15 protein-coding genes are annotated in these 18412 nt (G+C 62.2%); 6 read left to right on the top strand and 9 right to left on the bottom strand.

Annotation, left to right across the window (positions count from 1 at the left end; genetic code table 11):
- The first annotated feature begins 52 nt into the window (after positions 1-52).
- The 6 genes from ACIPZH_RS12370 to cmoB all read left to right on the top strand — a co-directional run bounded on the left by ACIPZH_RS12370 (position 53) and on the right by cmoB (position 8788).
- Complete coding sequence (locus ACIPZH_RS12370) at positions 53-1399, top strand: carbohydrate porin (protein WP_400636320.1); 1347 nt, start codon at positions 53-55, stop codon at positions 1397-1399.
- 28 nt (positions 1400-1427) lie between these two features.
- On the top strand, positions 1428-3839 hold the full coding sequence (locus tag ACIPZH_RS12365) for a glucose/quinate/shikimate family membrane-bound PQQ-dependent dehydrogenase (RefSeq protein WP_241804845.1): 2412 nt from the start codon (positions 1428-1430) through the stop codon (positions 3837-3839).
- Positions 3840-4015: 176 nt separating this feature from the next.
- The gene (lon, locus tag ACIPZH_RS12360) at positions 4016-6442 is read left to right on the top strand and encodes an endopeptidase La (protein ID WP_400636319.1); all 2427 of its coding nucleotides are present in this window, start codon (positions 4016-4018) and stop codon (positions 6440-6442) included.
- 167 nt (positions 6443-6609) lie between these two features.
- The gene (locus ACIPZH_RS12355) at positions 6610-7002 is read left to right on the top strand and encodes a protease inhibitor I42 family protein (RefSeq protein WP_241804843.1); all 393 of its coding nucleotides are present in this window, start codon (positions 6610-6612) and stop codon (positions 7000-7002) included.
- Between the two features lie 89 nt (positions 7003-7091).
- Positions 7092-7835, top strand: coding sequence for a carboxy-S-adenosyl-L-methionine synthase CmoA (cmoA, locus tag ACIPZH_RS12350; RefSeq protein ID WP_400636318.1), 744 nt, complete (start codon positions 7092-7094; stop codon positions 7833-7835).
- A complete protein-coding gene (gene cmoB / locus ACIPZH_RS12345; protein WP_241804841.1) occupies positions 7832-8788 on the top strand; it encodes a tRNA 5-methoxyuridine(34)/uridine 5-oxyacetic acid(34) synthase CmoB in 957 nt (318 codons plus the stop codon). The genes cmoA and cmoB overlap by 4 nt, the downstream gene beginning before the upstream one ends.
- A 327-nt stretch (positions 8789-9115) precedes the next feature.
- Here the strand turns inward: cmoB and pdxJ are convergent, their stop codons facing one another.
- The 9 genes from pdxJ to ACIPZH_RS12300 all read right to left on the bottom strand — a co-directional run bounded on the left by pdxJ (position 9116) and on the right by ACIPZH_RS12300 (position 18409).
- Complete coding sequence (gene pdxJ, locus ACIPZH_RS12340) at positions 9116-9838, bottom strand: pyridoxine 5'-phosphate synthase (protein ID WP_372490472.1); 723 nt, start codon at positions 9836-9838, stop codon at positions 9116-9118.
- A gap of 61 nt (positions 9839-9899) precedes the next feature.
- Complete coding sequence (gene recO / locus ACIPZH_RS12335; protein WP_400627764.1) at positions 9900-10583, bottom strand: DNA repair protein RecO; 684 nt, start codon at positions 10581-10583, stop codon at positions 9900-9902.
- A 53-nt stretch (positions 10584-10636) separates the two neighbouring features.
- A complete protein-coding gene (gene era / locus ACIPZH_RS12330; RefSeq protein ID WP_400636317.1) occupies positions 10637-11539 on the bottom strand; it encodes a GTPase Era in 903 nt (300 codons plus the stop codon).
- Entirely contained in the window at positions 11532-12221 is a 690-nt protein-coding gene (gene rnc / locus ACIPZH_RS12325; protein ID WP_012312992.1) for a ribonuclease III, read from the bottom strand. The genes era and rnc overlap by 8 nt, the downstream gene beginning before the upstream one ends.
- Positions 12222-12382: 161 nt before the next feature.
- Positions 12383-13237 (bottom strand): signal peptidase I, encoded by an 855-nt coding sequence (gene lepB / locus ACIPZH_RS12320; RefSeq protein WP_241804838.1) that lies wholly within the window; start codon positions 13235-13237, stop codon positions 12383-12385.
- 5 nt (positions 13238-13242) lie between these two features.
- Positions 13243-15042: a translation elongation factor 4 gene (gene lepA / locus ACIPZH_RS12315; RefSeq protein ID WP_241804837.1), complete on the bottom strand. Its 1800-nt coding sequence runs from the start codon at positions 15040-15042 to the stop codon at positions 13243-13245.
- Between the two features lie 182 nt (positions 15043-15224).
- Positions 15225-16631 (bottom strand): DegQ family serine endoprotease, encoded by a 1407-nt coding sequence (locus ACIPZH_RS12310; RefSeq protein ID WP_400627884.1) that lies wholly within the window; start codon positions 16629-16631, stop codon positions 15225-15227.
- 209 nt (positions 16632-16840) lie between these two features.
- Positions 16841-17806, bottom strand: coding sequence for a MucB/RseB C-terminal domain-containing protein (locus tag ACIPZH_RS12305; protein ID WP_400636316.1), 966 nt, complete (start codon positions 17804-17806; stop codon positions 16841-16843).
- A gap of 12 nt (positions 17807-17818) precedes the next feature.
- Complete coding sequence (locus ACIPZH_RS12300) at positions 17819-18409, bottom strand: sigma-E factor negative regulatory protein (RefSeq protein ID WP_241804834.1); 591 nt, start codon at positions 18407-18409, stop codon at positions 17819-17821.
- Between the last annotated feature and the right edge of the window lie 3 nt (positions 18410-18412).

Genomic DNA, 18412 nt, shown 5'->3' with positions numbered 1-18412 from the left:
CTCATCGGTGCGCTTGCCGTTTTTTTCGACAATCAAAAGATAGCGCTATCTCATGTTCTCACTGCCCAACATTCGCTACACCGGCACCGCTCTGCTTGCCATGACCGCCTGTTTTACGTCCACCACCAGCGCCAGTGAAATGTTCGCCAGCGACTCGCCATGGATGCTGGGTGACTGGGGCGGCACCCGCAGCGAACTGCTGGAAAAAGGCTACGACTTCAACCTCGGCTACACCGGCGAGATGGGCAGCAACCTGCACGGCGGCTACGACCATGATCGCACCGCGCGTTACAGCGACCAGTTCACCTTTGGCAGCCACCTGGACCTGGAAAAGATCCTGGGCTGGCAAGACACCGAACTGCAGCTGACCATCACCGAACGCCACGGGGACAATATCAGCAACGACCGCATCAACGACCCGCGGGTCGGCGGCTTCACTTCAGCCCAGGAAGTCTGGGGCCGCGGTGAAACCTGGCGGCTGACCCAGATGTGGATCAGGCAGAAATACTTCGATGGCGCCCTGGACGTGAAATTCGGCCGCTTCGGTGAAGGCGAGGACTTCAACAGCTTCCCGTGCGACTTCCAGAACCTGGCCTTCTGCGGCTCGCAGGTGGGCAACTGGGTTGGCGGCATCTGGTACAACTGGCCCGTCAGCCAGTGGGCGCTGCGCGTGCGCTACAACATCAACGACGCGCTCTACGCTCAGGTCGGCGTGTTCGAACAAAACCCCTCCAACCTGGAATCTGGCAACGGTTTCAAACTCAGCGGCAGCGGTACCCAGGGTGCCGTAATGCCGATCGAACTGGTGTGGAGCCCGCGGGTCAATGGCCTGAAAGGGGAATATCGCGCCGGGTACTACTACAGTAATGCCAAGGCACAGGATGTTCTGAAGGACAGCGACGGCCGGCCGGCCGCCATCAGTGGCGCCACCTACCGCAGCAGTTCGAGCAAGCACGGCCTGTGGATCGGTGCCCAGCAGCAGGTTACCTCGCTGGCCACTGACCAGTCGCGCGGCCTGAGCCTGTTCGCCAATGCCACAGTGCACGACAAGAAGACCAATGCCATCGACAACTATGTGCAGGCAGGACTGGTATACAAGGGCCCCTTCGATGCCCGCGCCAAGGACGACATCGGTTTCGCCCTCGCCCGCGTGCACGTCAACCCCGCCTACCGCAAGAACGCCCGCCTGGCCAACCAGGCAGCCGGCCTTTACGACTACGACAATCCCGGTTACCTGCCCGTGCAGGACACCGAGTACAGCGCTGAACTCTATTACGGCATTCACTTGGCCGACTGGCTCACGGTGCGCCCGAACCTGCAGTACATCCGCCATCCGGGCGGGGTGTCGCAGGTGGACGATGCCCTGATCGGCGGCCTGAAGATCCAAAGCACTTTCTGACAACCCTTCACCTAACGGAGAACATACGATGAGCACTGACGGTGCCAAGAATGGAAGCCGCTGGCTACCGCGCCTGATAGGCGTACTGCTGCTGTTGATGGGCCTGGCTTTGCTGGCGGGCGGTATCAAGCTCAGCCAGCTCGGCGGGTCACTTTATTACCTGATCGCCGGTATCGGCTTCGCCGTGGCGGGCGCACTGCTGCTGGCTCAGCGCCGGCTTGCCCTGGGCCTGTACGGCCTGGTGCTGCTGGGCAGCACGGCCTGGGCACTGCTGGAGGTGGGCCTGGACTGGTGGCAACTGGTGCCACGCCTGGCCATCTGGTTCGCCATCGGCGTTGTGCTGCTGCTGCCTTGGGCACGCCGCCCGCTGACCGGGCCGGGCAACAAGGCCAATACCGCCCTGCTCAGCGTTGCCGTGCTCGCCTCGGGCGCTTGCGCGCTGGGCAGCCAGTTCACCCACCCGGGTGAAGTGTTTGGCGAACTGGGCCGCGACAACAGCGAAATGGGCAGTGCCGCCCCCGCGATGCCCGACGGCGACTGGCAAGCCTATGGCCGCACCGAGCATGGTGACCGTTATTCGCCGCTGCGCCAGATCACCCCGCAAAATGCCTACCGCCTGGAAGAAGCCTGGCGCATCCGCACCGGTGACCTGCCAACGGACAACGACCCGGTCGAGTTGACCAACGAAAACACGCCGCTGAAGGCCAACGGCATGCTGTACGCCTGCACCGCCCACAGCAAGGTGCTGGCCCTGGACCCGGACACCGGCGCCGAGATCTGGCGCTACGACCCGCAGATCAAGAGCCCGGTGGGTACCTTCAAGGGCTTCGCCCACATGACTTGCCGCGGCGTTTCGTATTATGACGAGAACAACTACGTCAGCCGCGATGGCAGCCCGGCGCCGAAAGTCTCCGACGCAGGCCAGGCTGTCGCTCAAGCCTGCCCGCGCCGCCTCTACCTGCCGACGGCCGACGCCCGCCTGATCGCCATCAATGCCGACAACGGCAAAGTCTGCGAAGGCTTCGCCAACCAGGGCGCGATCGACCTGACTACCGGTATCGGGCCGTTCACTGCCGGCGGTTATTACTCCACCTCGCCGGTGGCGATCACCCGCAGCCTGGTGATCATCGGCGGCCATGTCACCGACAACGAGTCGACCAACGAGCCCTCCGGCGTGATCCGCGCCTACGACGTGCACGATGGTCGCCTGGTCTGGAACTGGGACAGCAACAACCCCGAAGACACCCAGCCACTGGCCCCGGGCAAGACCTACAGCCGCAACTCGGCCAACATGTGGTCGCTGGCCAGCGTCGATGAAGACCTGGGCATGGTCTACCTGCCGCTGGGCAACCAGACACCCGACCAGTATGGCGCCAACCGCACCCCGGGTGCAGAGAAGTACAGCGCTGGCGTGGTGGCCCTGGACCTTGCCACCGGCAAGGCGCGCTGGAACTACCAGTTCACTCACCACGACCTGTGGGACATGGACGTCGGCAGCCAGCCAACCTTGGTTCACCTGAAGACCAAGGAAGGCGTCAAGCCCGCGATCATCGTACCGACCAAGCAGGGCAGCCTGTACGTACTCGACCGTCGTGATGGTACCCCCATCGTGCCGATCCGTGAGATCCCGGTACCGCAAGGTGCGGTCAAGGGTGACCACACTGCACCGACCCAGGCCCGCTCCGACCTCAACCTGCTGGGCCCGGACCTGACTGAACAGGCCATGTGGGGCGCCACGCCGTTCGATCAGATGCTATGCCGTATCCAGTTCCGTGAACTGCGCTACGAGGGCCAGTACACGCCACCGTCCGAGCAAGGCTCGTTGGTATACCCAGGCAACGTCGGCGTGTTCAACTGGGGCAGCGTCTCGGTCGACCCGGTGCGCCAACTGCTGTTCACCTCGCCGAACTACATGGCCTTCGTGTCGAAGATGGTGCCGCGCGAGCAGGTTGCCGCCGGCAGCAAGCGCGAAAGTGAAACCAGCGGCGTGCAGCCCAACACTGGCGCGCCTTACGCCGTGATCATGCACCCGTTCATGTCGCCGCTGGGCGTTCCGTGCCAGGCGCCGGCCTGGGGTTACGTGGCAGCCATCGATCTGTTCACCAACAAGGTGGTGTGGAAGCGCAAGAACGGCACCACCCGTGACAGCACGCCGATTCCGATCGGCCTGCCGGTGGGTGTGCCGAGCATGGGCGGCTCGATCGTCACTGCCGGTGGTGTGGGCTTCCTCAGCGGCACGCTGGACCAGTACCTGCGTGCGTATGACGTGAACAATGGCAAGGAGCTGTGGAAAGCCCGCCTGCCAGCGGGTGGCCAGGCCACGCCGATGACGTACACCGGCAAGGACGGCAAGCAGTACGTGCTGATCGTCGCCGGCGGCCACGGTTCCCTGGGCACCAAAATGGGCGATTACATCATCGCTTACAAACTCGCCGAGTAAGCGGCAAGCGGCAAGCGGCAAGCGGCAAGCGGCAAGCTACAAGCTACAAGCTACAAGCGAGAGCGGGGCCTGCGCGGTCCCGCTTTTTTCTTGCAGCTTGAAGCTTGAAGCTTGAAGCTTGAAACCCATGGGCCAGCGCCCCATCTAAGCACCATAGCCATTCACGCAGGTGCCCCATGAGCGACCAGCAGGATTTTCCGGAACAACCCGACGAAAACAGCGAAATTGAACACCTTGAGGGTCAGGCCCAAAGCGCGCCTGGCCACGCACTAGCCCTGCCCGGCCAGCAATTGCCAGACAAGGTCTACGTGATTCCGATTCACAACCGCCCGTTCTTCCCCGCACAAGTACTGCCGGTCATCGTCAACGAAGAACCCTGGGCCGAAACCCTCGATCTGGTGGCCAAGACACCGGATCACTGCCTCGCCCTGTTCTTCATGGACACCCCGCCCGAAGATCACCGCCATTTCGACACCGCCGCCTTGCCCGAGTACGGCACCCTGGTCAAGGTGCACCATGCCAGCCGCGAAAACGGCAAACTGCAGTTCGTCGCCCAGGGCCTGACTCGCGTACGCATCCGCACCTGGCTTAAGCACCATCGCCCGCCTTACCTGGTCGAAGTCGAATACCCACGCCAGCCAAGCGAGCCGACCGACGAGGTCAAGGCCTACGGTATGGCCCTGATCAACGCGATCAAGGAACTGCTGCCGCTCAACCCGCTGTACAGCGAAGAGCTGAAGAACTACCTCAACCGCTTCAGCCCCAACGACCCATCGCCTCTTACCGATTTTGCCGCCGCCCTCACTTCCGCCACCGGCAACCAGTTGCAGGAAGTGCTCGATTGCGTGCCCATGCTCAAACGCATGGAAAAGGTCTTGCCGATGCTGCGCAAAGAGGTCGAGGTCGCACGCCTGCAGAATGAGATTTCGGCCGAGGTCAACCGGCAGATCGGCGAGCACCAGCGCGAATTCTTCCTCAAGGAACAGCTCAAGGTCATCCAGCAAGAGCTTGGCCTGACCAAGGACGACCGCAGTGCCGACCTCGAACAGTTCCAACAGCGCCTGCAAGGCAAGACCTTGCCGGAGCAGGCCCAAAAGCGCATCGATGAAGAAATGGCCAAGCTGGCCATCCTTGAAACCGGCTCCCCCGAGTACGCCGTCACCCGCAACTACCTGGATTGGGCCAGTGCCCTGCCCTGGGGCGTGTACGGCAAGGACAAGCTCGACCTCAAGCATGCGCGCAAGGTGCTCGACCAGCATCACGCGGGCCTCGATGACATCAAGGAACGCATTCTGGAGTTCCTCGCCGTGGGCGCCTGGAAGGGCGAGATCAGTGGTTCGATCGTCCTGCTGGTGGGCCCGCCTGGCGTGGGCAAGACCAGCATCGGCAAATCCATCGCCGAATCGCTCGGCCGCCCGTTCTACCGGTTCAGTGTCGGCGGCATGCGCGACGAGGCCGAGATCAAGGGGCACCGGCGCACCTACATCGGCGCCCAGCCAGGCAAGCTTGTGCAGGCGCTGAAAGATGTCGAGGTGATGAACCCGGTAATCATGCTCGACGAAATCGACAAGATGGGCCAGAGCTATCAGGGCGACCCGGCCTCGGCGCTGCTCGAAACCCTGGACCCAGAACAGAACGTCGACTTCCTCGACCATTACCTGGACTTGCGCCTGGACCTGTCCAAGGTGTTGTTCGTGTGTACCGCCAACACGCTGGACTCGATCCCCGGCCCACTGCTCGACCGTATGGAAGTGATCCGCCTGTCCGGCTACATCACCGAAGAGAAGCTGGCCATCGCCAAGCGCCACCTTTGGCCCAAACAGCTGGAAAAGGCCGGCGTGGCCAAGACCAGCCTGGCCATCAGCGATAGCGCCCTGCGCGCCGTGATCGAGGGCTATGCCCGCGAAGCCGGCGTCCGCCAGCTGGAAAAACAGCTGGGCAAACTGGTGCGCAAGGCGGTGATCAAGCTCTTGGATGCCCCGGATGCCAAGCTCAAGATCGGCACCAAGGACCTGGAGGCCGCACTCGGCATACCTGTGTTCCGCAGTGAGCAGGTGCTGGCAGGCAAAGGCGTGATTACCGGCCTTGCCTGGACCAGCATGGGTGGCGCGACACTGCCGATCGAGGCAACCCGCATCCACACGCTCAATCGCGGCTTCAAGCTCACCGGCAAGCTGGGTGATGTGATGAAGGAGTCTGCCGAGATCGCCTACAGCTACGTCAGCTCCAACCTCAAGCAATTCGGCGGCGATCCGGCGTTCTTCAACGAAGCCTTCGTTCACCTGCACGTGCCGGAAGGTGCCACGCCCAAGGATGGCCCGAGCGCCGGTATCACCATGGCCAGCGCACTGCTATCGCTGGCCCGTGACCAGGCACCGAAAAAAGGTGTGGCCATGACCGGCGAGCTGACCCTCACCGGCCAGGTCCTGCCGATTGGTGGCGTACGCGAAAAGGTCATCGCGGCGCGGCGGCAGAAGATCTTCGAACTGATCCTGCCCGAGCCCAACCGCGGGGATTTCGACGAATTGCCTGACTACCTGCGTGAAGGGCTGACCGTACACTTCGCCAAGCGCTTTGCCGACGTGGCCAAAGTGCTGTTCTGACCCGCGACGGCCCCATCGCCTGCAAGGCCACCCCCGGTATTCCAATTGTTTGTGGTTCAGTGGAGTACCGGTGGGGGCGGGCGTGCAGGCGGTGAGGCCGGCACTGACAACACAAAACCCCTCTCTGTTCGGTTATCCTCAGGCCTTCGCCAGCCTCTGGAGCCACCATGACTGCCCCTCGTCTGCTCGTTCCCCTGAGCCTTGCCCTGCTCACCGCCTGCGCCCAGCAGCCCAGGCACACCGTCGAACTTGACGCTGAAAGTGAATGCCCCCAGCGCCTCAAGGTCGGCCAGCCGCTCACCCTGACCCTGCCCAGTAATCCCTCCACCGGCTACCGCTGGCTGGTGCAGAACCCGGCCTCGAACATCTTGCGCAGCCTTGGCCCCGAGGTTTACAGCGCGCCCGAGGACGCCGGCATCGTCGGCAGCGCGGGCTTATCCACCTGGCGCTTCGAAGCCCGCGCCGCCGGCGAAGGCCATCTGGTGCTGGTCTATCAGCAGCCCTGGGCCCCGGAAGTTCGGCCGGTGCAGACCTTCGATTGCGCGGTGCGGGTCGACTGAACGCACAGCGCTGGTCAGCCGACCATGCATCCTTGGCACGGTTTGGCTAGAATGCCGGCCCTGCCAATCGTCAGCCGCCTGGATTCACCGTGAGCAAACAACCCGACCGCCTTTTCGCCCAGCCTCTGGAGCAAGTTCCCGACTTCGTGTTCAACGAAGACGTGGTGCGTGTGTTCCCGGACATGATCAAGCGCTCGGTGCCCGGTTACCCGACCATCGTCGAGAACCTTGGTGTGCTGGCCGCGCGCTTCGCCCAGCCTGATACCGCCCTTTATGACCTCGGCGCATCGCTGGGTGCCGTTACCCAGGCGCTGCGCCGCCATGTGCGCAGCGAGGGCTGCCGGGTCATCGCCGTGGACAACTCCGCCGCCATGGTCGAGCGCTGCCGCCAGTACCTCACCGCGCAGGACTCGATGTTCCAGGAACTGCTGCCGGTTCAGGTACTGGAGGCCGACATACTGGCCCTGCCCTTCGAGCCCGCCTCGGTCGTGGCGATGAACTTCACCCTGCAGTTCATCGCCCCGGAACAGCGCCTGGCGTTGCTTGGCCGCATCCGTCAGGCGTTGCTGCCCGGTGGCGCACTGATCCTCTCGGAAAAGCTGCGTTTCGCCGATGACCAAGAGCAGGATCTGCTCAATGAACTGCACCTGGACTTCAAACGTGCCAATGGCTACAGCGAACTGGAAATCGCCCAGAAGCGCAGCGCCATCGAGAACGTGATGAAGCCCGACACCCTGCACACCCACACCGAGCGCCTGCACGCGGCAGGCTTCAGCAAGGTGGTGCCGTGGTTCCAATGCCTTAATTTCGCCTCGCTGATAGCCCTGCCATGATCGATCTGTCCCCTCTCGTCCGCCGCCTGGCGGGCACCCCACTGGCTTGTTGGTCGCAAGGCCTGCAAGCACAACTTCAAGCCAAGCTGGAGAAAGGCCACGGCGATCTCGAGCGCTGGCGCGGTGCGCTGGACGCCCTGCCGGCACTGCTGCCAAGCGAAATCGACTTGGTCGACGGCCTGCGGCTGGACTGTGACTGCGACGATGCCACCCGCGCGCAGATGCGCCAGGCCCTGATGGGCCTGTCGCCTTGGCGCAAAGGGCCGTTCGACCTGTTCGGCGTGCATGTCGACACGGAGTGGCGCTCGGACTGGAAGTGGTCGCGCGTGGCTCCGCACCTGAACCTGCAGGGCAAGCGTGTGCTCGATGTGGGTTGCGGCAACGGCTATTACCAATGGCGCATGCTCGGCGCAGGCGCCGACATGGTCATCGGCGTTGACCCCAATTGGCTGTTCTTCTGCCAGTTCCAGGCCGTGCAGCGGTACCTGCCCGACTTGCCGGCCTGGCACCTGCCGTTTGCGCTGGAAGAGCTGCCAGCCAACCTGGAAGGTTTCGACACGGTCTTTTCCATGGGGGTGTTCTACCATCGCCGCTCCCCCATCGAGCACCTGCTGGCGCTCAAGGACTGCCTGGTCAAAGGGGGTGAGCTGGTACTGGAGACGCTGGTGGTCGAGGGCGACGAGCAGCAGGTACTGGTGCCTGAAGACCGCTATGCGCAGATGCGCAACGTCTGGTACCTGCCATCGGTACCGGCGTTGGAGCGCTGGTTGCGCCGTGCGGGTTTCAGCGATGTGCGCTGTGTGGATGTCAGTGTGACCAGTGTCGAGGAGCAGCGCAGCACCGAGTGGATGCGCTACCAGTCGCTGGGGGACTTCCTCGACCCGCACGACCACAGCAAGACCATTGAGGGATTGCCCGCCCCACGCCGCGCCACCCTGTTGGCGCGCAAATGACGGCTTTGCGCAGCGTCATGCCAGTCAGTTGCTAACCGCCCTATCGCCGGCAAGCCGGCTCCCACAGGTATGGCGCAAACCTCAAGAACTGCGCTGTACCTGTGGGAGTTGGCTTGCCGGCGAAGGGCCGCAAAGCGGCCCCAAACTGCCTGACTGACTGGCACTAATCCTGGGCCACCAAGGCCGCCACAGATCCAGCGCAAACCTCAAGAACTGCGCTGTACCTGTAGGAGCTGGCTTGCCGGCGATGGGCCGCAGAGCGGCCCCAAACTGCCTGACTGACGGCACTAACCCCTGCCCCGTCCGCAAACAGCGATGCAGCGATGATCAGCGCGAAGCTGCAACGATCAGCGCCTTCATCTCTGCCACCGCCGCCTTGAAACCTACGAACAGTGCATGGGCCACCAAGGCGTGGCCAATGTTCAATTCATTGATGCCCTTGATTGCCGCCACCGCCTCGACGTTGTGGTAATGCAGACCATGGCCGGCATTGACGATCAGCCCCTGGCCGACGCCAAAAGCGACGCCATCGACGATCCTCTTGAGCTCCTCAGCCACCTCAGTTGGCGTTTGAGCATCGGCATAACGGCCGGTGTGCAATTCGATCGCCGGGGCCCCGACGCGGCGGGATGCCTCGATCTGCCGCTCGTCGGCGTCGATGAACAGCGACACTTCAGCGCCAGTGCGCGACAGGCGCTCTACCGCAGCCTTGATCCGTGCCTCCTGGCCAGCCACGTCGAGGCCGCCCTCGGTGGTCAGTTCCTGGCGTGTTTCAGGCACCAGGCAGATGTGTGCCGGGCGAATCTTCTCGGCGAACGCCATCATCTCTTCAGTGACGCCCATCTCGAAATTCATGCGGGTTTGCAACACGTCCTTGAGCAACACCACATCGCGCTCCTGGATATGCCGGCGGTCTTCGCGCAGGTGCACGGTGATGCCATCGGCGCCTGCTTCTTCGGCATCCAGCGCAGCCTTGACCGGGTCCGGATAGCGTGTGCCGCGGGCCTGGCGCAAGGTAGCCACGTGGTCGATGTTGACGCCGAGAAGCATACGGTTGCTGTGAGTCACGAAAGGCTCTCCTGAAGATTTAGCCCCACAGCATACGACGTGCTCAGCGCTTGCGAAACAGTTCCCGACTGACCAGCGGTTTTGGCCCCAGATGGACCGCCAGCGCCTGACGCATCAGGCGCTTGGCCGCCAGCAGAGCACCAGGTGCATCCCAGTCCGCCTGGGCGAGGGCCAACAGCTGCGCGCCGTTGAACAAACCAGGCTGCACCAGGTAAACGCGCTCAAGGCCGGCATCGACCTGCAAGCGGTAAAGCCCATCAGCCTCGATGGGCTCGTCGCTGACGTCGTGGTCAAGCGCAAAGGCGTAGCCCAAGTCTTCCAGCAGGCGCCACTCGAAGGAGCGCAGCAGGGGCTCCAACGGCCGCCCGGCGGCCAGGGCCTGCAAGGTCAGTGCGTAGTGCTCGAAAAGTTCGGGTTGTGGTGCCTCGGCAGGCAGCAGGCGCATCAGCAGCTCATTGAGGTAGAGGCCGCTGAACAGTGCATCGCCATGCAGCCAGGCAGCGACGCCCATGCTGTCCAGGCGCCCGACGTTCTTGAGCTCACTGCGCCCGCGCAGTTCCACTTCCAGCGGCACGAACGGCCGCACCAGGCTGCCACCCTTGCCCCGTGCTCGGCGCAACACCGCGCGCACGCGCCCTTGCGGCGTGAAAAAGTCCACCAGCGCGCTGGTTTCCTTATAGGCACGGCTGTGCAGCACGTAGGCTGGTTGGCCGACAGGTTGTTCCATGAAGTGTGGCCTGAAAGCAAAGCGGCCCGGAGAGATCCGGGCCACTGGAAGGGTTACCGGTCGCCGTAGCCCAGCGAGCGCAGTGCGCGCTCGTCATCGGACCAGCCGCCTTTGACCTTGACCCAGAGGTTGAGCATGACCTTGGCGTCGAACAGGGTTTCCATGTCCTTGCGGGCGTCGGAGCCGATGCGTTTGATGCGCTCGCCCTTGTCGCCAATGATGATCTTCTTCTGGCCGTCACGTTCAACCAGGATCAGCGCATGGATGTGCAGCACATGACCCTGCTGCTTGAACTCCTCGATCTCCACGGTGATCTGGTAGGGCAACTCGGCACCCAGCTGGCGCATGATTTTCTCACGCACCAGTTCAGCGGCCAGGAAACGGCTGCTGCGGTCGGTGATCTGGTCTTCCGGGAAGAAGTGATCGTTTTCCGGCAGGTGCTTGGCGATCAGCGCCTCCAGTGCGTCGAGGTTGTGACCTTGCTGGGCAGAGATGGGTACCACCTCGGCATTGGGCAGTTGCTCCTGCAGCCACTGCAGGTGCGGGATCAGCTCGGCTTTCTCGTCCATGCGGTCGGTTTTGTTGACGGCAATGATCAGCGGGCCGGTCACGTACTGAACGCGTTCGAGCACCAGTTGGTCCTCATCGGTCCAGCGCGTACGGTCAACCACGAAGATCACCACATCGACGTCCTTGAGGGCCGCCGAGGCATTGCGGTTCATGTAGCGGTTCAAGGCCTTGTCGTTGGCCTTGTGCATGCCGGGGGTATCGACATAGATGGCCTGCACATCACCCTCGGTCTTGATGCCGAGCATGTTGTGGCGGGTAGTCTGTGGCTTGCGCGAGGTGATCGCCAGCTTCTGGCCGAGGATATGGTTGAGCAAGGTGGACTTGCCCACGTTGGGGCGGCCGACGATGGCCACGTAACCGCAGCGGGTCGGATTGTTCTCAGTCATTGCCATTCTCCACGCCCAGGGCGATCAATGCGGCGGCGGCGGCGACTTGCTCGGCAATACGCCGGCTCACGCCCTGGCCACGGCTCTTGTTGTTCAGCAGCACCACTTCGCATTCGACGAAGAAGGTACGGCAGTGCGGTTCGCCCTGGATGTCCACCACCTCATAGCGAGGCAGCTCACAGCTACGCGACTGCAGAAACTCCTGCAGGCGGGTTTTCGGGTCTTTGTTGGTATCGACCAGGGTCAGGCTTTCGAACTCGTCGGTCAGCCAGGCCAGCACGCGCTCGCGAGCGGTCTGCATGTCGGCATCAAGATAGATGGCGCCGATCAGGGCTTCGAGGGCGTCGGCCAGGATCGACTCGCGGCGGAAACCGCCGCTCTTGAGCTCACCGGAGCCCAGGCGCAGGTACTCACCCAGGTCGAAACCACGGGCCAGACGGGCCAGGGTCTCACCCTTGACCAGACGGGCACGCAAGCGCGACAACTGCCCTTCGCGGGCCTGCGGGAAGCGCTCGAACAGCGCCTCGCCGGCCACGAAGTTGAGAATGGCATCGCCAAGAAACTCCAGGCGCTCATTGTTGCGCCCGGCGTAGCTGCGATGGGTCAGGGCCAGCACCATCTGGTCCTGGTCTTTGAAGGTGTAACCGAGCTTGCGCTCGAGACGGGCAAGGGAAGCACTCATGCAGCCACCCGCTGGTTGTTCAACGCGTTGTTCAAATCAACATCCTGAAAGACTGTTTGGCTGTGGCCCGTCGCGGCGAGCAACGAATCTCTCGATCCCTGAGAACACAGCCTATGTCAGAAATGCATTCGGCGCTGTCTGCTGGACAGCGCCGAAGGGTATCAATGGATCAGGCCGACCCGCGACAGGTTGGGCAAGTGGCTGAGCTTTGGCTCTGGCCAGCTCATCCAGACCGCGAAGGCCTTGCCGACAATGTTCCGGTCCGGAACCATGCCGTGCAGTTCCTTGGGAATGTTCGGGTCATCCCAGTAACGGCTGTCGTTGGAGTTGTCGCGGTTGTCGCCCATCATGAAGTAATGGCCAGCCGGCACGGTCCACTGCTGATCCGGCGGCATGCGATAACGGGTCATTTCCTTGCGGATCAAGTGCTCGGTTTCGCCAAGTTTTTCCTTGAACAGCTCGGCGCTGCCCAGGGTACCTGGCTCGGCACCGACCAATTGCTCGGCCACTGGCTGGCCATTGACGAACAGCCGCTTGTCGCTGGTGTAGCGGATCTGGTCGCCTGGCAGGCCCACCACACGCTTGATGTAATTGACGTTCGGGTCGCTTGGGTAGCGGAACACCATCACATCACCGCGTTGCGGGTCACCCACCTCGATGACCTTCTTGTCGATCACCGGCAGGCGAATGCCATACGAGAACTTGTTCACCAGGATGAAATCGCCCACTTCCAGGGTAGGTTTCATCGACCCCGAAGGAATCTGGAACGGCTCTACCAGGAAGGAGCGCAGCACCAGTACGATGAACAGCACCGGGAAGAACGACTTACCGTACTCGACCAGCAGCGGTTCCTTGTTCAGGCGCTCGACCACCGCCATTTCTGGCTGAGTGACACTACCCTGGTAGTTGGCGACCGCCGCCCGCCGGCGCGGAGCCAGGAACAGCAGGTCGATCAAGCCCAACAGACCGCAAACGGCTACGGCGATGACTAGCAACAGCGGGAAATTTAGCGACATAGGACCTAGCTATCCAACCTGAGCACGGCGAGGAAGGCTTCTTGTGGAATCTCCACGTTGCCCACCTGTTTCATGCGTTTCTTACCGGCCTTCTGCTTCTCCAGCAGCTTTTTCTTACGGCTGACGTCACCACCGTAGCACTTGGCCAGTACGTTCTTTCTGAGCGCCTTGACGGTTGTCCGCGCAATGATCTGGCCGCCAATGGCTGCCTGGATCGCCACATCGAACATCTGCCGCGGGATCAGTTCCTTCATCTTCTCGGTCAACGCACGGCCTTTGTAGGCCGCGTTGTCGCGGTGCACGATCAATGCCAGGGCATCGACCTTGTCGCCGTTGATCAGTACATCCAGCTTGACGAGGTTGGCCGATTGATAGCGATCGAAATGATAGTCCAGCGAAGCATAGCCGCGGCTGGTCGACTTGAGGCGGTCGAAGAAGTCCAGCACCACTTCGTTCATCGGCATGTCATAACGCACCTGCACCTGGCTGCCGAGGAACTGCATGTCGCGCTGTACCCCACGCTTCTCGATGCACAGGGTGATGACGTTGCCCAGATGCTCCTGCGGCACCAGGATGGTCGCGGTGACGATCGGCTCGCGGAAGTCGGTGACAGACGAAACATCAGGCAGCTTGGACGGGTTGTCGACCACGATGGTTTCGCCGGTCTTGAGTTCCAGCTCGTAGATCACGCTTGGCGCGGTGGTGATCAGGTCCAGGTCGTACTCGCGTTCCAGGCGCTCCTGGATGATCTCCATGTGCAGCATGCCCAGGAAGCCGCAACGGAAGCCGAAGCCCAGTGCGTCGGAGCTCTCGGGCATGTACTGCAGCGACGAGTCGTTCAGGGTCAGCTTCTGCAGGGCGTCGCGGAAGTCCTCGAAATCGTCGGAGCTGACCGGGAACAGGCCGGCATAAACCTGCGGCTGAATCTTTTTGAAGCCTGCCAGCATTTCGACCTCGGGGGTCGAGGACAGGGTCAGGGTGTCGCCGACCGGCGCACCATGGATGTCCTTGATGCTGGCAATGATGAAGCCAACTTCACCGGCTTTCAGGTCAGCGGTCTGGGTATGTTTCGGGGTGAACACACCCACGCTGTCGACCAGGTGCACCTTGCCGGTGGACTTGACCAGAATCTTGTCGCCCTTCTTGACGCGGCCCTGGCGCACGCGCACCAACGAAACCACGCCCAGGTAGTTGTCGAACCAGGAGTCGATGATCAACGCCTGCAACGGGGCATCGATTTCGCCCACAGGCGCGGGGATGGTGTGGACCAGACGCTCGAGCACCTCGTCGACGCCCATGCCGCTCTTGGCACTGCACGCTACCGCATCGGTGGCGTCGATGCCGATGATCTTCTCGATCTCGTCCTTGACCCGATCAGGGTCGGCCTGGGGCAGGTCCATCTTGTTCAGGACCGGCATGACCTCAAGGCCTTGCTCGATGGCGGTGTAGCAGTTGGCGACGGACTGGGCTTCGACGCCCTGGCCGGCGTCCACCACCAGCAGCGCACCCTCACACGCCGCCAGGGAACGCGAGACTTCATAGGTGAAGTCGACGTGGCCGGGGGTATCGATGAAGTTCAGCTGGTAGGTCTTGCCGTCCAGCGCCTTGTAGTGAAGCGTGACGCTGTGGGCTTTGATGGTGATCCCGCGTTCGCGCTCCAGGTCCATGGAGTCGAGAACCTGAGCTTCCATTTCGCGTGCCGTCAGGCCACCGCACAACTGGATGAAACGGTCGGCCAGCGTCGACTTGCCATGGTCGATGTGGGCGATGATGGAGAAATTGCGGATATGACTCAAATCACTCACGGGTCAACACTCGAAAAGGCTGCGAGCCGGACGCCCGCCGAAAAATAGCCGGGAATTGTACCTCAACCAGCAGGGATATGGGAGATTCCTCTGACGCACGATACAGGCTGAGTGCCCCCAATAATTGTGAACGTTCATGAAAAAGGGCAGCCGAAGCTGCCCTTTGCGACTGACAAGCCGGCTTATTCGGCCAGCTTGAAGGTGATGAAGCTGGCACGGCCCTGGCGCAGCACGCGCATGGATACCGAACGGTTCTTCGGCAGCTCCTTGGCAATTTCGGTGAACTGCTTGGCCGAGGCGATCGCCTGGTTGTTCAAGTGGCTGATAACGTCACCTGGACGCAGGCCAATCATGGCAGCCGGGCCATCCTGGACTTCTTTGATGACCACGCCACCCTTGAGCTCCAGGGACTTCTTCTGCTCGGCAGTCAGGTCGGAGACGGACACACCCAGGCGGTTGCTGCTGCGCTCGGCACTGCCATCGGCACCCGTGCCGGTACCGATATCGGCATCGTCATCAGGCATCGCACCAATGGTCACATCCAGGTTCTGGCGTTTGCCATTGCGGATGATTTCCAGCTTGGCCTTGGCGCCAGCTTTCAGGGTGCCGACCAAGTGTGGCAGGTCGGCCGACATGACAATCGGTTGGCCGTTCATGCTCAGGATCACGTCGCCCACCTGCAGGCCGCTCTTGGCTGCCGGGCCATCTTCCAGCACCTGCGCCACCAGGGCGCCGGCCGGCTTGTCGAGGCCGAAGGATTCAGCCAGGTCCTTGTTGACCTCCTGAATGACCACACCCAGCCAGCCGCGGCTGACCTTGCCGTCTTTCTTCAACTGATTGGAAACATCGAGGGCGACATCGATCGGGATGGCGAACGACAGCCCCATGAAACCACCCGAACGGGTGAAGATCTGCGAGTTGATACCCACGACTTCGCCATTCATGTTGAACAGCGGCCCACCGGAGTTGCCCGGGTTGATGGCCACGTCGGTCTGAATGAAGGGCACATAGGTGTCATTGGGCAGGGTGCGGCCTTTGGCGCTGACGATCCCTTTGGTCACCGAATGATCGAAACCGAACGGCGAACCGATGGCCAGCACCCACTCACCCACCTTGAGCTTCTCGGAGTCGCCCAGTTTGACGGTGGGCAGGTTCTTGCCGTCGACCTTGAGCAGGGCCACGTCGGTGCGCGGGTCGGTGCCGACCAGCTTGGCCTGCAGCTCGCTGCGATCCGACAGACGGACGATGATCTCGTCGGCATCGGCAACCACGTGGTTGTTGGTCAGCACATAGCCGTCACTGGAAATGATGAAGCCTGAACCCAGCGACTGGGCCTCACGCTGACGGTCACCTCGGGGCGAACGCGGCTGCTGCGGTATGTTGCGCTCGAAGAACTCACGGAACATCGGCGGCAACCCTTCGAGGTCCGGCATCTGCCCGGCAGCAATACGGCGGTCCGGCAGTTTTTGCTTGGTACTGATGTTGACCACTGCCGGCGAGGCCTGCTCGACCAGAGTAGTGAAGTCAGGCAAGGCTTCCTCGGCCTGGGCAGTAAGCACCTGGCCGAGCATCAGCACGGCGGCGAACATCGATAGATAGGATTTCAAGCGTGGTATTGACATACGGCTCCCGTCACAACGAGCGTAGTTAACATAAGACCGCCTGCAAAAGCAGGAAAGGTCAGACTCCAAGAAGCCTGACCTATAGAAAATTTACAGATGGATTGCAAATGACAATGCTTTAATTTCATTTCAGCTGCATGTCCGTGCGCCTTGGCATGAGCCGAAAAAGGGCGCCATTACTGGCGCGCCTGAGCATCCTGTGGCCGCATCGAGAGTGCGACGCGTTCTGCGGTACCCAGCGGAATTTCGCCGACCACGGTGACCATCACCTTGCCCTTGGGCGTGTTCAGGCGACGTGAAACGGCAGACGTGGGGCCCAGTTGAGTACGCACATCGGCACTGGCATCTTCGGTAACCGGCTCCAGAAACACCGAGAAGCGCGCCAGGCCATCGTCGTACATGAGACTGCTGACGGTGCTGTTGCGAGACGGGTCACGCCGCACCGCGCTGTTGATCAGCTCGAAACCCGGCGGCAGCCAGTCCGAGCGCCAGCCTGCGACCGCTTCGGTCTTGGTGCTGGCCACCCGCTCCACCGGTTTGCAGGCGGCACTGGCCTTCAGATCGGCATCGGTTGGCAAGTCATCGGTATCCAGGCGCGTCATCTGGAAGCGTTCGAGCAATTGCCCCTTGTCGTTGAGCATCAACGAGCGCAGCGGCAGGCCGGTCTTGCTGTCCAGATGCAATTCGAATGCGTAGCGATGCTGGTCGCGCGGTGTCAGGGTGACAATGACCGCATCGCGCCCGGCGACACGTGACTTGCCTGCTAGAGCCAAGTCGTACCAGCTCATCAACTTGAGGGGGTCGAGCATGCGCGGCGCGGCATCAGGCAAGTCGCTCACACCACTTGCCAAGGCACCGCCAATACATTGCACCTTGCCATCCACGCGCACGATTTCCTGAGCGGTACCGTCAAGCTGCAGCAGCCGTTCGCTGACCTTGCCGTCATGCACCCGATGCCAGATATCGTGGGAGGAGAAGCTGCCATTTCGTTCGTAAACGAAGGAGCCCTGATAACTCTGCTTCTGTTCGGCTTGTGCCAGCTTGCTCAGCCATTCGCTTGCCTCAGGCGACGAATTGGCTGCCAACGCTGGCACCGTCATGCAACTGCCTAAAAGCAGCGACAAGAGAGGTAGCGCGCGCATGATCCTCCTTACTTAGCGGTTTTCCAGGCTGGCGGCGCGGGCATACGGCAGGGCAGTTTCAGTACCCTTGAGCGCGGATTCCTGCGCATGCTGACGCAGATAGCCCGGCAGACGCTGATCCCAGCCGGCCTGGTTCTGCAGCACGCCATTGGCCATCGGCCCGGTCGGTTGCTCACTGCTTTCACTATAGCCTGCCAAAACGGCTGGGCCCTGAGTTTGTGGCATGCTCAGGCCCTGCTGGGCAGGTTGTTGCGCAGCCAGTTCGGCACCGGTGATCTCGTCCTGGTTGTACATGCGCACACCCGCCAGCACAGCGACAGTCACCGAAGCGGCAACGGCCAGGCGACCAATGCTGCGCCATGGGCCTTTGTTGACCTTGGCCGGCACGGCTTCGTCAGCCAGGGCGGCAGACACCGCCGAGGCGATATCCAGTTTCGGCAGCAACAGCTCCTTGTGCATCGCTGCGCGGGCAACCTGGTAACGCGACCAGGTGGCACGGGTTTCGGCATCATCGACGGCGCTCAGCACCCGTCGCAATTCCAGTTCGTCCGCTTCGTTATCCATTACCGCGGACAGCGATTCCTGCAAAGCTTCACGACTCATGGC

It is taken from the genome of Pseudomonas sp. NPDC089758 (genome assembly GCF_044748705.1).
In the GTDB taxonomy this organism is placed as follows: Bacteria; Pseudomonadota; Gammaproteobacteria; order Pseudomonadales; family Pseudomonadaceae; genus Aquipseudomonas; species Aquipseudomonas putida_X.
Note: the sequence above shows the minus strand (reverse complement) of the source record. Positions and strands in the feature narration are given on the sequence as shown.

Coding starts and splice junctions, on each gene's coding strand:
- ACIPZH_RS12370 (WP_400636320.1), top strand. CDS start 53: ATGTTCTCACTGCCCAACATTCGCTACACCGGCACCGCTCTGCTTGCC.
- ACIPZH_RS12365 (WP_241804845.1), top strand. CDS start 1,428: ATGAGCACTGACGGTGCCAAGAATGGAAGCCGCTGGCTACCGCGCCTG.
- lon (WP_400636319.1), top strand. CDS start 4,016: ATGAGCGACCAGCAGGATTTTCCGGAACAACCCGACGAAAACAGCGAA.
- ACIPZH_RS12355 (WP_241804843.1), top strand. CDS start 6,610: ATGACTGCCCCTCGTCTGCTCGTTCCCCTGAGCCTTGCCCTGCTCACC.
- cmoB (WP_241804841.1), top strand. CDS start 7,832: ATGATCGATCTGTCCCCTCTCGTCCGCCGCCTGGCGGGCACCCCACTG.
- pdxJ (WP_372490472.1), bottom strand. CDS start 9,838: ATGCTTCTCGGCGTCAACATCGACCACGTGGCTACCTTGCGCCAGGCC.
- recO (WP_400627764.1), bottom strand. CDS start 10,583: ATGGAACAACCTGTCGGCCAACCAGCCTACGTGCTGCACAGCCGTGCC.
- era (WP_400636317.1), bottom strand. CDS start 11,539: ATGACTGAGAACAATCCGACCCGCTGCGGTTACGTGGCCATCGTCGGC.
- rnc (WP_012312992.1), bottom strand. CDS start 12,221: ATGAGTGCTTCCCTTGCCCGTCTCGAGCGCAAGCTCGGTTACACCTTC.
- lepB (WP_241804838.1), bottom strand. CDS start 13,237: ATGTCGCTAAATTTCCCGCTGTTGCTAGTCATCGCCGTAGCCGTTTGC.
- ACIPZH_RS12310 (WP_400627884.1), bottom strand. CDS start 16,631: ATGTTCGCCGCCGTGCTGATGCTCGGCCAGGTGCTTACTGCCCAGGCC.
- ACIPZH_RS12305 (WP_400636316.1), bottom strand. CDS start 17,806: ATGCGCGCGCTACCTCTCTTGTCGCTGCTTTTAGGCAGTTGCATGACG.
- ACIPZH_RS12300 (WP_241804834.1), bottom strand. CDS start 18,409: ATGAGTCGTGAAGCTTTGCAGGAATCGCTGTCCGCGGTAATGGATAAC.